The 14,096-nt window shown below is 62.1% G+C and carries 13 protein-coding genes and 1 pseudogene; 8 read left to right on the top strand and 6 right to left on the bottom strand.

The genetic code is table 11. The annotated features are described in order from the left end of the window. Nucleotides 1–7 precede the first annotated feature (7 nt). A complete protein-coding gene (gene pssA, locus J3P90_RS13095; RefSeq protein ID WP_420763939.1) occupies nt 8–1,351 on the bottom strand; it encodes a CDP-diacylglycerol--serine O-phosphatidyltransferase in 1,344 nt (447 codons plus the stop codon). A gap of 124 nt (nt 1,352–1,475) precedes the next feature. Between pssA and J3P90_RS13090 the strand changes: the two genes are divergently transcribed. Both J3P90_RS13090 and J3P90_RS13085 read left to right on the top strand, forming a co-directional pair. After that, a complete protein-coding gene (locus J3P90_RS13090; RefSeq protein ID WP_434674822.1) occupies nt 1,476–2,042 on the top strand; it encodes a TetR/AcrR family transcriptional regulator in 567 nt (188 codons plus the stop codon). A gap of 87 nt (nt 2,043–2,129) precedes the next feature. Continuing rightward, entirely contained in the window at nt 2,130–2,609 is a 480-nt protein-coding gene (locus tag J3P90_RS13085) for a DUF1348 family protein (protein WP_434611466.1), read from the top strand. Nucleotides 2,610–2,722: 113 nt separating this feature from the next. Here the strand turns inward: J3P90_RS13085 and J3P90_RS13080 are convergent, their stop codons facing one another. After that, on the bottom strand, nt 2,723–3,793 hold the full coding sequence (locus J3P90_RS13080; protein ID WP_434674821.1) for a M28 family peptidase: 1,071 nt from the start codon (nt 3,791–3,793) through the stop codon (nt 2,723–2,725). Between the two features lie 245 nt (nt 3,794–4,038). Between J3P90_RS13080 and J3P90_RS13075 the strand changes: the two genes are divergently transcribed. Then, entirely contained in the window at nt 4,039–4,440 is a 402-nt protein-coding gene (locus tag J3P90_RS13075) for a hypothetical protein (RefSeq protein WP_420763936.1), read from the top strand. A 266-nt stretch (nt 4,441–4,706) separates the two neighbouring features. Here J3P90_RS13075 and J3P90_RS13070 read toward each other — a convergent pair whose 3' ends face one another. Then, nucleotides 4,707–5,228 (bottom strand): SgcJ/EcaC family oxidoreductase, encoded by a 522-nt coding sequence (locus J3P90_RS13070; RefSeq protein ID WP_420763935.1) that lies wholly within the window; start codon nt 5,226–5,228, stop codon nt 4,707–4,709. A 174-nt stretch (nt 5,229–5,402) separates the two neighbouring features. Between J3P90_RS13070 and J3P90_RS13065 the strand changes: the two genes are divergently transcribed. The 5 genes and pseudogenes from J3P90_RS13065 to J3P90_RS13045 all read left to right on the top strand — a co-directional run bounded on the left by J3P90_RS13065 (nt 5,403) and on the right by J3P90_RS13045 (nt 10,039). Beyond that, a complete protein-coding gene (locus tag J3P90_RS13065; protein WP_434674820.1) occupies nt 5,403–6,587 on the top strand; it encodes a sensor histidine kinase in 1,185 nt (394 codons plus the stop codon). Then, entirely contained in the window at nt 6,584–7,252 is a 669-nt protein-coding gene (locus J3P90_RS13060; protein ID WP_434564062.1) for a response regulator, read from the top strand. The genes J3P90_RS13065 and J3P90_RS13060 overlap by 4 nt, the downstream gene beginning before the upstream one ends. Continuing rightward, nucleotides 7,243–7,575 (top strand): annotated as a pseudogene (locus J3P90_RS13055) (CHASE3 domain-containing protein); the annotation flags it as partial. The gene J3P90_RS13060 and the pseudogene J3P90_RS13055, both read left to right, overlap by 10 nt. A gap of 164 nt (nt 7,576–7,739) precedes the next feature. Beyond that, the gene (locus J3P90_RS13050) at nt 7,740–9,560 is read left to right on the top strand and encodes an ATP-binding protein (protein WP_434674819.1); all 1,821 of its coding nucleotides are present in this window, start codon (nt 7,740–7,742) and stop codon (nt 9,558–9,560) included. Then, nucleotides 9,557–10,039 carry a response regulator gene (locus tag J3P90_RS13045; RefSeq protein ID WP_434674818.1) on the top strand — a complete coding sequence of 161 codons (483 nt, stop codon included), beginning with the start codon at nt 9,557–9,559 and terminating at the stop codon, nt 10,037–10,039. The genes J3P90_RS13050 and J3P90_RS13045 overlap by 4 nt, the downstream gene beginning before the upstream one ends. A 41-nt stretch (nt 10,040–10,080) precedes the next feature. Here the strand turns inward: J3P90_RS13045 and J3P90_RS13040 are convergent, their stop codons facing one another. From J3P90_RS13040 to nirB, 3 genes are all read right to left on the bottom strand, one after another. Continuing rightward, the gene (locus tag J3P90_RS13040; protein WP_434647400.1) at nt 10,081–10,521 is read right to left on the bottom strand and encodes a CBS domain-containing protein; all 441 of its coding nucleotides are present in this window, start codon (nt 10,519–10,521) and stop codon (nt 10,081–10,083) included. A gap of 144 nt (nt 10,522–10,665) precedes the next feature. After that, the gene (gene nirD / locus J3P90_RS13035) at nt 10,666–11,037 is read right to left on the bottom strand and encodes a nitrite reductase small subunit NirD (protein ID WP_420763929.1); all 372 of its coding nucleotides are present in this window, start codon (nt 11,035–11,037) and stop codon (nt 10,666–10,668) included. Beyond that, entirely contained in the window at nt 11,037–13,598 is a 2,562-nt protein-coding gene (nirB, locus tag J3P90_RS13030) for a nitrite reductase large subunit NirB (RefSeq protein WP_434564067.1), read from the bottom strand. The genes nirD and nirB overlap by 1 nt, the downstream gene beginning before the upstream one ends. Nucleotides 13,599–14,096: the final 498 nt, after the last annotated feature.

The raw sequence follows: 14,096 nt of genomic DNA, 5'->3' as shown, positions 1-14,096 counted from the left end.
TGGGTTTTCACAGGATCCGGTAAAGCAGACGCTCTATTCGCACCCGGCTGACGCGCTTTAGGAACTTGCCCACCGCTGCGGGGTAATCCGGCAGGGTTTCCAGGTCCAGGTAGCGTTCGATTCGCTGGGTGTGCCGATAGATCCGCTCGAGCTCGGCCTGGCGCGGTCCCGACAACTCGCCCTTGGGATCGTCCAGCAACAGGGCATTTTCCAGGTCCAGGCGAAACGCCCGTGGGTTGAGGTTGTTGCCGGTGAGCAAGGTATAGCGCTCGTCCACCCACATGCCCTTGAGGTGGTAGGTATTGTCGCCGTCTCGCCACAGGTGCAGGTTCAACTGGCCGCTGTCGATGTAGCGCTGGTGCCGCTTGGCAAAGCGACGCAGGCTGATTTCGTACAGGTAGGGCAACGCAGCGATGATCTTGAACGGCTCGCTCGCAGGAATATAAAAATCGTTGGCGGTCTTGTCGCCAACGATGATGTCGATTCGCACGCCGCGAGCCAGGGCACGGTTGATTTCCCGCGTCACAGCCAATGGCAGGTTGAAATACGGCGTGCAGATGGTCAGTTGCTTGCGGCTGCCGGCGATCAGTTCACCGATCACCCTGCTCAGCGGGTTGTTCTTGCCGACGCCCAGCAACGGGCTCACCGACAGGCCATTCTTGTCGAGGCTGCCCGCCGTGGTGTCGTAGGCCGCGTACTTGAGGCGGCTGCGCAGGTCGCCGATGTCCTTGCGCAAACTGCGGGTGCTGGGCAGGTCCGGCAGGTCAAGGCGATGCACGGCCCTGGAGGCGATCAGGCCATGTTGCACCAGATGATGCATCGAATCGGCCAGCGGGGCGTTCTGCAGCAGGTGATAACGGTCGTAGCGGTACTTGTCGAACTTGTGCAGGTAGACGTTGTTGAGGCTCGCACCGCTGTAGAGCACACAGTCGTCGATCACGAAGCCTTTGAGGTGCAGTACCCCGAACAGCTCGCGGGTCTGCACCGGCACGCCGTAGATCGGCACTTCGCTGGCATGGGCGCGGGTCTGTTTTTGATACCACGCCGAGTTGCCCGGCTGTTTTTTGGCCCCGATCAGCCCACGTTGCGCCCGCAACCAGTCCACCACCACCGCAATGTCCAGTTCGGGACGTGCGGTTTTGGCGGCATGCAAGGCATCGAGGATTTCCTGGCCGGCCTCGTCCTCTTGCAGGTAGAGGGCGACGATGTAGATGCGCTGGGTGGCCTGGGCGATTTTCTCAAGCAGGCAACGGCGAAACTCGGCGGCACCGTCGAGGATCGTCACGGCGTCGGCGGTGAGTGGAAAGCTGCGCAGCTTGGGCAGCAAGGAACGTTTGAAAAGCGACGGCATAGGGCTCGCAAAAAGTCGATTCCGAAGAACCGATGAGCTTACACCATGACGCGTGGCTTGGGGTCTCCCCGTCGAGATGAAAAAATATTTGACCAAGGAGAATGACCGTTCTACTTTAAGTCGCATGAACGAAATCACTGGCACTGAAACACGAGACATCATCCTTGATGTCGCCGAAAAGTTGATCTACAGAAGTGGCATCGCGGCCACCGGCATGGATCTTCTGGTAAAAACCGCCGGCGTCTCCAGGAAGAGTATCTACCGCTACTTCGCCAACAAGGAGGAGCTCGTCGTCGCGGCGCTCAAGCGCCGTGATGAACGCTGGATGCAGTGGTTCAGCAGCGAAGTGGGCAAGGCGCCGACGCCCCTCGCACGTTTGCTCAGCCTGTTTCCCGTGCTCAAGGGCTGGTTCCAGAGCGAAGGCTTCCGTGGTTGTGCATTCATCAACACAAGCGGCGAAACCGGCGACCCTCAGGATCCGGTCCGCCAGGTTGCGAAAATGCACAAACAGGCATTGCTCGACTATGTGACCCGCTTGTGTACCGAACAGGGTATTGAGCAGCCGCACGTGCTTGCCCGACGCCTGCTCATCCTGATTGATGGCGCCATTACCCTCGCGCTCGTCATGGGCGATCACGATGCTGCCGATCAGGCCCAAGACGTCCTGAAGATGTTGTTGGCGATTGAATAAGCAACACGTGTAAACCGCAGGACCGCTCGTAAAGACCCTCGCTGTAAAGCAATCGTGCAACCCACGTTCATTATCTGGAGATTGGCCATGTCGTCCTCTGCCGAAGTTCGCCCACCGCTGCCACCTTTCACCCGTGAAACTGCTATCGAAAAAGTTCGCCTGGCCGAAGACGGCTGGAACGGTCGTGACCCGCAGAAAGTATCGCTGGCCTACACTCTCGATACTCAATGGCGTAACCGCGCTGAATTCGCCCATAACCGGGAAGAAGCGAAGGCCTTTTTGACCCGCAAGTGGGCCAAGGAACTCGACTACCGGCTTATCAAGGAGCTCTGGGCCTTTACTGGCAACCGTATTGCCGTGCGCTACGCCTATGAATGGCACGACGACTCGGGCAACTGGTTCCGCTCCTACGGCAATGAAAACTGGGAATTCGATGAGAACGGCCTGATGGCCAACCGCTACGCCTGCATCAATGACATGCCGATCAAGGAAAGCGAACGTAAATTCCATTGGCCGCTGGGCCGTCGGCCGGACGATCACCCAGGCCTTTCTGAGCTGGGGCTGTAACCAAACCCTTGTGGGAGCGAGCCTGCTCGTGAATGCGGTGTATCAGCCAATGCAATATTGGATGGGCCGCCGCCTTCGCGAGCAGGTTCGTTCCCACATTGATCCCCGTGGCGTCAGGCACCACATCGATTCAACAAGAATTCCAGCAATGTCACCGCGCAAGCCTCGATACTGCCTTCGACGATCAGCTCATAGCCGTGGGTATTTTCGGTCGGGATTGCGATACAACCGCCTTGGGCGGACGCCCCGCTGCTCATGATCGCACTGGCGTCGCTGGCGAAATCCGCCAACAAGGCAAATTGTGGTGTCAGCCCGCTGCGTTTACCGGCCTGGTACAGCTGGTCGACGAGCCCACGGTGGTAACAGCCATTCTTGTCACCCGTGTTGATGATCGGATCGACGCCCAATCGGGTGGCATATTCCGCGACCACGGGGCCGACCTCGACCGCCACCGTGGCGTCCCCGGGCAAATGGCTGGCGGCATAAAGGGCGCCGGCATTGGACTCTTCTTCCTGGGTGGTAAAAACAAAATAAACGTCGTGCGGCAGCTCTTTACGGCGCTCGGCCAAGAGGGTGGCGGCCTGGAGCGCAGCCACCATGGGCGCACGGTCGTCCAGGAAATGCGCGGCGATGGCGTCGCCGACCCGGAACGGTCGTCGCCAGTGCTGGCTCAACACCACCCGCGTGCCGGGGCGTACCCCATGGGCCTGCAATTGCTCGCTCGTGCGACGGGTAATCACATGGACGTCACCCCAATTCACGTTTCCCGACAACACGTCCGCGCCCTGGTGGGTTTCACCGGTGCTGTGCATCGACCCGAACGACAACACGCCAGGAATGAAATCCTGGTCGCCAAGAATGTCCACTGGGCAGACCCCGAAGTTGATCGGATTGGCACCGCCCAGGGCCACCACTCGCAACGTGCCGTCAGACTCGATGCGCTTGACCAGCATGGCGATCTCGTCCAGGTGCGCCATGATCCGGATCGACTGATGCGGCTTCGTGTCCGGCCGGGCGCCCTTGATCAGCCCGATGACATTGCCTGCCGGGTCGACCCAGGTTTCGTCGCAATGCGGTTTCAGCTCCCGAAGGCAGATGTCGCGCACTTCATGCTCCTGCCCGCCGGGCCCACGGGCCATCAGTAGCTCCTCCAGCAGCGGCAAGGTAGACGGATTGGGTTGCATCAAATGGGTTCTCCTTTTTTCCAGGCGCGGCCCGCTGACGAAGCGGGCCGCGACGTGTCTGTCTTCTTGAACACGCCTGGCCTTGGAAAATTTGATCGGATCCTGGCGAAACTGACGAGCGGCCCCCATGGAGTGCGGACAGGCGGCCTTCCCGAAGGGTTGACCGACACGCCGTCAGGCATCACATTGCCTGGATCGTCCCTACGCCGAAGGCGGTTTGTCGTGTTGCAGAGCTTGTGGAGCCCATGACCGCGTCGATGCCCATCCGTCCCCCCTGCCCGCCTGGTGTCTGTGATTGCGGGCGTGATGCGTTGCTGCAAACGCCGGGCAGCGATCTGCGCATCCTTTGCCTGAATCGCCAGGAAGAGAAACGCCTGCTTGAGCGACTGGAAAATATCCAGAGCCTGGACGAGCTTGAACGGTTGCAGCAGCGGCTGTTCGAGAACCTGGGTGTGCGGGTAACCATCGAGCCCGGCTATAACGAGGTTCGGACGATGCGCGGTATTGCCATCGAATTCCAGGAGCAGCCGGGGCTGTGCCGCAAGATTCGCCAGTCGATCCCGGCTGCGATTCGCCGGGGGCTGGAGAAGCGGCCTGAAATTGCCTGGCGGTTGCTGGACTCGCGGGATCTGTTTCGGGGTGGTTGAGGCTGCTCTTGGCCGGTTTGTATATCCGTCATCCTGGTAACGGATATGCCTCCACTTCAGAGAACCACATTCAAAAATCCACGGTCGCCGAAACCGAATAAGTCCGAGGCGTCGCAGCGTCAACCCCGGCTCACTGTCATCCGAACCCCCGCCGAACTTCAATACCGTTTATCCGCGACGTTCTCGACATTGGCGCGCATACCTTGGCGCAGAGTGGGATGTGCCGACGGTGCCGGGGCTGACATATGACAAAGGCACCGGCGGTCTCAATGGCTGGCGTGGAGGGTCTTGGGCACTTCAGGCATGGCCGATGAGTGATGGTTGATGATTTTCCACTGCCCGTCGAGTCGTTCATAGAGGAAGGTGTACCGCGCCTGGACCTCTCGCTTGGAACCGTCGGCCTGGGTCAGCGTGAACGTGTAGACCCCGCTGTCCATCGCAGCGTCGGCGCCCAGGTGACGGATCTCCCGGTAGTTGATTACCCCGACCGGCTTGGCCGCCAGGAAGTGCACGAAGTAATCCTGGATCTGGTCCGGTGTGCTGCGCACCTTGTTGGAAACAGTCGGTTGCAATACCGCATCCGGCGCGTAGAGGGCGGTCACCGCGCTGGCGCTGCCGGTTTGCAGTGCTGCGTTCCAGCGGTCGAAAAGCCCCGCTATTTCCCGGTCGGTTTGCTTTTGCGGTTGCTCGACGACGGTGCGATAGACGAACGGCGCGGTCTCCGCAGCCTGGACAAAGGGAGCAGCCAGCACGAAAAAAGCGGCGATGGCACAGGTTTTCATTTTCATCGTTGTGGTCCTTTGGGTTTCAATGGCCCCACTTTGCCGATCCCCGCAGCGCTCGCCATCGGCCAACCGGTGTTGATCGCCTATGCCATTCGGCAGATAGGCCAGGTGCCGATCCCAAGGTCTAATGTCGCCATCGCGAACCAGGCCGGTTCACGTCCACGCTGGAGTTCCCCCATGCAAAGCCCACCCCACGACCCTGGCAGCGCCCTGGCGATCCGCAGCCAATACCGCCAGTCGCAAAGCCGCGCGGCACGTTTGGGCCTTCTGTTGGGCACCGGGCACGAATTGACCCGCCTGCCCTTGGCGCAAATGCGCGAGCGCGCGGTGCAGCGAGCGTGCGCATTCGTCGCCATGGACCATGGCTTGCTGCTGGAGTGGACGCCGCAAGCCACGTTGCAAACCGTTGCCAGTCACGGCAGCGGCGATGGGCTCGATTTGCTTGCCCAGCTCGCGCAGCCGTCGGCGCCCGAACCGCAGTGGTTGGACTGTCCGGGGAAAACCCTGGCGCAGGTTCTGCGCGTGCCGCTGCGAGGCGCGGACGGCATCGTGTTCGGTGCCCTGCTGCTGGGTAACAGCGTGCCCCTCGGGGCCCCCGACAACGAGGACATCGAGTCGCTGCAATTGCTTGCGACGCTGCTGGCGGCGCACCTGGAAAACAGCCGGCTGCTCCAGGCGCTGCAAGCCCGTGAGCGGACCATGTCCGAGCTGGTCCATCGGCTATTCAGCGCCCAGGAAGACGAACGCAAGCGCGTGGCCTATGACCTTCACGATGGCCTTGCGCAGAACCTCGCGGGGCTGCATCAGCGCCTGCAAGGTTTCGCCGGCCGCTGCCCGCCGCTGTCGTCGACGCTGGACAGCGAACACCAGGCCATCCTCGACCTGGCCCAGCGTTGCGTCGGCGAGAGCCGGCAGTTGATCGGCGGCCTTCGCCCCCATGTACTGGACGATTTTGGCTTGTACACCGCCATCGACAAGGAAGCCGATCGCCTGCGTGACGCCGGGCTGACGGTGGACTGGGTCGAGCACAGCGCTGCGCGGCTGTCGGGAAACGCCGAGATTGCCCTGTTCCGCATCGCCCAGGAAGGCATCAACAATATCCTCAAGCATGCCCAGGCCAGGCATGTTTGCCTTGGCTTGGTGGTGCGTGACGGACGGGCAACGTTGCGGGTCGAGGACGATGGCCGCGGGTTTGCCCTCGAACCGCCCATCGAAAGCCATGGCTCCAGCCACCTGGGCCTGGCGGCCATGCAGGAACGTGCCAGCCTCCTGGGAGGCCATCTGGACTGTCGCAGCGAACGCAACGGTGGTACTCGCCTGTTGGCCAGCGTGCCCCTGCCAACCCATGGAGGCCAATCATGAACCGTCCTCTGCGCGTGCTGTTGGCCGATGATCACGAAGTGACCCGTACCGGTTTCATTTCAATGCTTTGCGGTATCGAGGGCTTCGAGGTGGTCGGCCAGGCCAGAGACGGCCAGGAGGCACTCGATTTGTGCCAGCAGCTGCAACCGGACATCGCGATCCTGGATATTCGCATGCCGGTGCTCAATGGCCTCGGCGCGGCGCGCATCCTGAAACAACGCCAGCCGCAGCTCAAGGTCATGATTTTCACCATGGACGACAGCCCCGACCACCTGGAAGCGGCCATCGGCGCGGGCGCCGTCGGTTATCTGCTCAAGGATGCCAGTCGCGCCGAGTTGATCGACGCGCTCAGAAGGGTCGCCCAGGGAGAGGAAGCCTTGAACAGCTCGGTCAGCGCCCGCCTCTTGCGGCGCATGGCCGAGCGCGGCGCCGGAGGTACGGCTCAGGTCCAGGCCCTGACCGCCCGTGAGCGGCAGGTGCTCGGCCTGGTCGCCAGTGGTTTCAGCAATCGTGAAATCGGCGAAAAACTCGGCATCGCCCCCGGCACCGCAAAGGCCCATGTCGAGCGGGTCATCGGCAAGCTTGGCGCCGCCGACCGCACCCAGGCCGCGGTGCGCGGTGTCGCCCTGGGGTTGGTCGCGCAACCGTCGGGGCAATGGCCATGAAGATCCTCGCGGCCCGTCGCTGGGCCGACCTGCCCTTGCGGGGCAAGGCATTGGTGGTGATTTCCCTGCCGCTGGTTGTCCTGTTGCTGTCACTGGTGCTGATCTACATCACCGAGCGCCAGACCGCACGCGCCGAAGAGGATGTGCGCCGGGTGCTGCTGGTACAGGGCGACATCCAGGCGGTGCACACCCTACTGGCCGAAGCAGCCGCCAGCGTGCGCGGTTACCTGCTGACCCGCCGCGAAGATTTCCTGCCCGGCTACGAACAGGCCACCCCAAAGATCCAGGCCGCCCTGCAACGCCTGGATCATAATATCCGCGACGCCAGGATGCGCGAGCACCTCAAGACCATCACGCCGCTGATCACTGAAAAGCTCAACGGACTGGTCTCCCTGCGCACCGGCAAAGGCGACGACACCGCGACCATCACCGCCATCCTGATCGAAACAAACAAGTGCTGGACGTGCTGCGCGAGCAGATCAGCGCCATGCGTATCCGTGAGGACGCCCTGCTCACCGACCGCAGCGCCGCCGCTTCCGCTACGCGCATGCGCCTGTTGTTCGCGACTCTGCTGGCGGCGCTGTGCGGACTGTTCGGCGCCATCGTTGCAGTGCTGTTCCTGTCCAAGGGCATCGTCGCCCGGGTCCAGAAGGTGCAAGGCAACGCCCAGCGTCTGGCGCTGGGCCAACCGCTGTTGCCACAACCACCGGAGCGCGATGAGATCGGCCAGTTGGGCACGCGCCTGGTGGAGGCTGGGCAATTATTGGCCGAGCGGGAACGAGCCTTGCGCGACAACGAAGAACGCCTGCGGCTGATCATCGATGGGGTGAAGGACTACGGGATCTTCGCCCTGGACGCCCAAGGCCACGTGATCACTTGGAACGTCGGCGCCGAACGGATCAAGGGCTATACCGAACAGGAAGTGCTCGGCCGGCATTTCTCGTTGTTCTACCTGGCCGAAGAATGCCCGGCGCATCCGGACATGGCCTTGCTCGCGGCCACCCGCGAAGGTCATTACATGGAAGAAGGCTGGCGATGCCGCAAGGACGGCAGTCGTTTCTGGGCCAGCGTGGTGATTACCGCCCAATACGACAGCACCGGCGCCCTGCGAGGCTTCTCCAAGATCACCCGGGACATCACCGACCGACGGGCCGCCGAGATAGCCCTGCGCACGGCCCGTGAAGAAGCCGAAAGCGCCAGTCGCGCCAAGAGTGAGTTCTTGTCGCGCATGAGTCATGAACTGCGCACGCCGTTGAATTCAATCCTGGGCTTCGCGCAACTGCTGGACATGGATTCCATTGCCGGCCAGCGCCCGCAAGTCAGCCACATCCTGCGAGCCGGTCAGCACTTGTTGGCGTTGATCAACGAGGTACTCGACATCGCCCGAATCGAAGCCGGCCGCCTGCCCCTGAACATCGAACCGATCGGATTGCCGGCGGTGCTGCACGAAGCGTTGACGCTGGTGTCGCCGATGGCGGCCGACGCCGGGATCCATCTGGCCGAGCTTGCATCGCTGCCCGAGGGCAGCGGCGTGCTTGCCGATCGCCAGCGCCTGGTGCAGGTATTGCTGAACCTGCTGTCCAATGCCATCAAATACAACCAGCCGGGTGGCGAAGTACGCATTGAGGTCACGGCTGAAGCTCCCAATGTCAGTATCGCCATCAGCGACACCGGGCGTGGCATCGCCCCCGAGCTGTTGGATCAGCTGTTCAAGCCATTCGAGCGCCTCGGCGCGGATCCCCAGGTCGAAGGCACCGGGCTCGGCCTTTCGCTGAGCAAGAGCCTGCTGGAGATGATGCAAGGCAGCCTGCAAGTACGCAGCGATCCGGGACAAGGCTGTTGCTTCACCTTGCGACTGCCCGGCGCCCGGGTATCCGGCGCTCACCTGCCGCCCATGGTTGCGCTGGAAGTGGCACGCCCACGCACCGAATTCGACGGCAAGGTGCTGTGCATCGAGGACAACCTGTCTAGCCTCGCCCTGATCGAGACCCTGATGCAACGCCGTCCAGGCATTCAGTTGCTGTCCAGCATGCAAGGCCAGATGGGCCTCGACCTGGCTCGCCAGCACGCGCCGCAATTGATCCTGCTGGACGTGACATTGCCCGATCTGGATGGCCTTGAAGTTCTTCGCCGCCTGCGCCAATCCCCGACCACGGCCTACACGCCGGTGTTGATGATCACCGCCGATGCCAGCGACCTGTCCCACCGCGCCCTGCTTGACGCCGGCGCCACGGCGATCCTCACCAAACCCATTCATATCCAGGCCTTTCTTGGCCACCTTGAGCGTTATCTACCGGAGTCCGCATGAATCGCGACCTGCGCATCCTGATCATCGACGATCAGCGCCCCAACCTGGATCTGATGGAGCAATTGCTCGCCCGCGAAGGGCTGCACAATGTACTGAGCAGCACCGAACCGCTGCGCACCCTTGACCTGTTCAACAGTTTCGAGCCGGACCTGGTCATCCTGGACCTGCACATGCCTGCGTTCGATGGCTTCGCAGTGCTGGAGCAGCTCGACCGGCGGATCCCGGCCAATGATTACCTGCCGATCCTGGTCCTGACGGCCGACGCGACCCGCGACACCCGCCTGCGTGCCCTGGCGCTGGGCGCGCGCGACTTCATCAGCAAACCCCTCGATGCGCTGGAAACCATGTTGCGCGTGTGGAACCTGTTGGAAACCCGCGCCCTCTATAAATCCTTGCGCACCTTGATTCCCGCCCAACAAATCGAATTGTTGCGCCAGCACCGGCCAAGCGCTGATGCGGCCCAGCACGGAAGCGATTGAATGGCTTTCAGGCTCTCTTGCCACAAGGGCACAGCAGGTGCTCAATGCCCGCGAATGTAATGCTCCAACTGCCGGATCAGGTCCGCTTGTTCGACGATCGCTTCCTTGACCAGGTCGCCAATGGACAACAGCCCGATCAGCTCGCCGTTTTCCAGCACCGGCAAATGCCGCAGGTGGCTGTCGGTCATGACCGCCATGCAGCGGTCGATGCTCTGCTGGCTGTCGGCGGTGATCACCGGCGTGCTCATGATGGTGCGCACCGCAGTGCCCACGGATGAACGGCCCTTGAGGACCATCTTGCGCGCATAGTCCCGCTCGCTGAACACCCCCACCACCTGCCCGCCTTCGATCACCGGCAGCGCACCGACATTTTTCTCGGCCATGATCTGCAACGCTTCGAGCACGGTCTGATCCGGTGCGATGCTGTGGACCTGCTGGTTCTGTACGCTCTTGAGTCTTACCAGTTGCGCGGCGGTCTTCATTACTAATCCCCAATCTCAAACAAAGTGGCCGCTGTCGTGGCGAGGGAGCTTGCTCCCGCTGGGCTGCGCAGCGGCCCAAAAAATCTTACGGTCGCTACGCAACCGAGCGGGGATAAATCCCCTCGCCACAATCAGGCAAGCTAATCAGCCCTCGCCTATTTCCACCACATCGCCATTCAAACGCACCGGCCAGACGCGCAAGCGCTGCTCCGGGTACTCCAGGCAAAGGCCGTCTTCCAGGCGGAAATGCTGTTTGTACATCGGCGAGGCAATGACCAGTTCGCCCTTGATATTGCCCAACAGGCCGCGGCCGATGACGTTGGCGCCGGACTTCGGATCGCGATTATCGACGGCGTACAGTGGCTTGTCCGCATGCTCTGGGAGATAGAGCAGCGCCACTTGGCTGCCGTCGTGCCAGGCGACCACGCCGGAGTTGGGCACCAGGTCCTCGCGGCTGCACAGGGCACGCCATTGCACGGATTCTTGGGCGATACGAACGACGTTTGGCTGGCTCATCAGAGCACCTCCTCGGTGACGGGAATCAGGTGAAGTTCGCCGGCATGCACCGGCCGGCGCTGGCCGCGTTCGCGGACGAAATGAACGTCTGGATCGCCGCGCTTGTCGTTGACGAAGGTGCGGAAGCGCTTGAGCTTTTCCGGGTCCTTCAGGGCGTTGGCCCATTCGCATTCGTAGCGATCGACCACCAGTTGCATCTGCGCTTCGAGCTCGGCGCCCAGGCCCAGGCTGTCGTGAATGATCACGTCCTTGAGATAGTCCAGGCCACCTTCCAGGCTCTCGCGCCACACCGAGGTGCGTTGCAGCTTGTCGGCGGTGCGGATGTAGAACATCAGGAAGCGGTCGATGTAACGGATCAGCGTCGCATCGTCCAGGTCGGTGGCGAACAGTTCGGCGTGACGCGGACGCATACCGCCATTTCCGGCCACATAGAGGTTCCAGCCCTTTTCAGTGGCGATCACGCCGACGTCCTTGCTCTGGGCTTCGGCGCACTCACGGGTGCAGCCAGACACCGCGAACTTGAGCTTGTGGGGCGAGCGCAGGCCTTTGTAGCGATCCTCGATGGTCAGGGCCATTTGCACGCTGTCCTGCACGCCGTAGCGGCACCAGGTGCTGCCCACGCAGGATTTTACCGTGCGCGTGGATTTGCCGTAGGCGTGGCCGGTTTCGAACCCGGCTTCGATCAATTCCGCCCAGATGTCCGGCAACTGGTGCAGCTGCGCGCCGAACAGGTCGATGCGCTGGCCGCCAGTGATCTTGGTGTAAAGGTCGTATTTCTTGGCAACCACGCCGATGGCGATCAGTTTGTCGGCGGTGATTTCTCCACCGGCGATGCGCGGCACCACCGAATAGGTGCCGTTCTTCTGCATGTTCGCCATGAAGGTGTCGTTGGTGTCCTGCAACGGCACCAGGTGCGGGTCCATGATCGGCTGGTTCCAGCACGACGCCAGGATCGAGCCCACGGCCGGTTTGCACAGGTCGCAACCGGTGTGGCCACGACCGTGTTTGGCGAGCAATTCTTCGAAACTGATGATGCCTTCCACGCGCACCAGGGCATACAGTTCCTGGCGGGTATAGGCGAAGTGTTCGCACAGGCTCTTGTCGACGCTGACGCCGCGGGCGATCAGTTCGTGCTCGAAGACTTGCTTGACCAGCGCCGCGCAGCCGCCGCAACCGGTGCCGGCCTTGGTGTCGCACTTGAGCTGGCCGAGATCGGTGCAGCCGCCGTCGATGGCCGAGCAGACCGCCCCCTTGGTGACGTTGTGGCACGAGCAGAGGGTGGCGGTTTCGGGTAAAGCCGCCGGGCCCAGTGTCGGGGCGCCTTCGGACGATGGCAGGATCAGGCTGGCGGCGTCCTTGGGCAACGCGATGCCGTTCTGCATGTACTGCAGCAAGGTGTCGTAGTAGCTGTTGTCGCCTACCAGCACCGCGCCGATCACGCGCTTGCCGTCAGCGTCGATTACCAGGCGACGGTAGCTGGCGCTGGTTTCGTCGATGAACTGGAAGCTGCGCGAACCCGGCGTGTTGCCGTGTGCGTCGCCGATGGAGCCGACGTCCACGCCCAGCAGTTTGAGCTTGGTGGACATGTCCGCGCCGGTAAACGCCTCGCCGGCTTCGCCGCACAGGCGCGACGCGACGTTGCGGGCCATCTGGTAGCCCGGCGCGACCAGGCCAAAAATGCTGCCGTTCCACGCCGCACATTCGCCGATGGCGTAAATGTCCGGGTCGCTGCTCTGGCAATGGTCGTCGATTACCACGCCACCGCGGGGGCCGATCGGCAATTGGCATTGACGGGCCAACGCATCCTGGGCGCGAATACCGGCGGAAAACACGATCAAGTCGGTTTCGAGGAAATCGTCGTTGCCGAAGTTCATCCGATAACGGTACTGCTCGCCCGCGCTGATCGATTGGGTGCCCTTGGACAAATGCACGCCAACGCCCAGTTTCTCGATGCGCGCCTTGAGTGCCAGGCCGCCTTGCTCGTCCAATTGCACGGGCATCAACCGGGGGGCAAATTCCACGACGTGAGCTTCCAGGCCGAGGCTCTTCAAGGCATTGGCCGCTTCCAGGCCCAACAATCCGCCACCGACCACCACGCCACGACGGGCGTTGCTGGCGGCGGCGCGGATCGCATCGAGGTCTTCGAGGGTGCGGTAGACCAGGCAAGAATCACCCTCGGCGCCCTGGATCGGCGGCACGAACGGATAGGAACCGGTGGCGAGCACCAGCTTGTCATAGCCGAGGCGTTCAGTGGCGGTGACCACCTCACGCGCCTGGCGGTCGATTTCCAATACCGGCACGCCCAGGTGCAACGTCACACCCGGCGTCTGGTACAACGTCGCTTCGCCAAGGGCCAGGGATTCGGCGTCTCGCCCAGAAAAATATTCGGACAGATGCACGCGGTCGTAGGCCCGCATCGGCTCTTCGCTGAAGACATGCACGCGGTAATGGTTGAGGGCACCGCGCTCGATCAGTTGCTCGACGCAGTGATGGCCGACCATGCCATTGCCGATCACGATCAGCGTTTGCAGTTTGTTCAGGGAAGCAACGTTGGAATTCATAAAAGCACCCGACAAAAGCCCATCACGGTTTTTTGAAAGCAAAAAAAAGACGCCTGAAACCTTGCGGTTCCAGGCGTCTTTGCCTGTTCTGTGCGGTATCGACCCGGCGGCTGCGCCCTGATCTACCGTTATCCCCCGGCCTGCTGGCGCTCGATCTTCGTTGACCGACGGGGCTGCCCACTCGATTGTGTTCACGGTGGGCCTGGACAAGGTCTTGCAGCGAGCGTGCCAAACCTCATCAACAATCGCATATTCGCCGCCAGCCCCTTGTGGGAGCGGGCTAGCTCGCGAAGGGGTCAGCTCGGCTACCCGAAACCCGTGGGCGACATCCGCCTGTTCCTTTGCCTTGCGATGGTGCGATCGGGCACCGACGGCTTCATATAAGTGCAACCCTGAGAGCCCGACCGCAAAAAATCCTGAACCTACGCCAGCCGGGATTTTCACAATAATTGGAAACCAACAGCGCCAGAGGGCGCAGGCTATTGATCGGATGTGAAC

Origin of the sequence: Pseudomonas sp. D3-10, assembly GCF_051132175.1 — a bacterium.
Classification (GTDB): Bacteria; Pseudomonadota; Gammaproteobacteria; order Pseudomonadales; family Pseudomonadaceae; genus Aquipseudomonas.
This window is presented reverse-complemented; position numbering and strand designations above follow the sequence as displayed.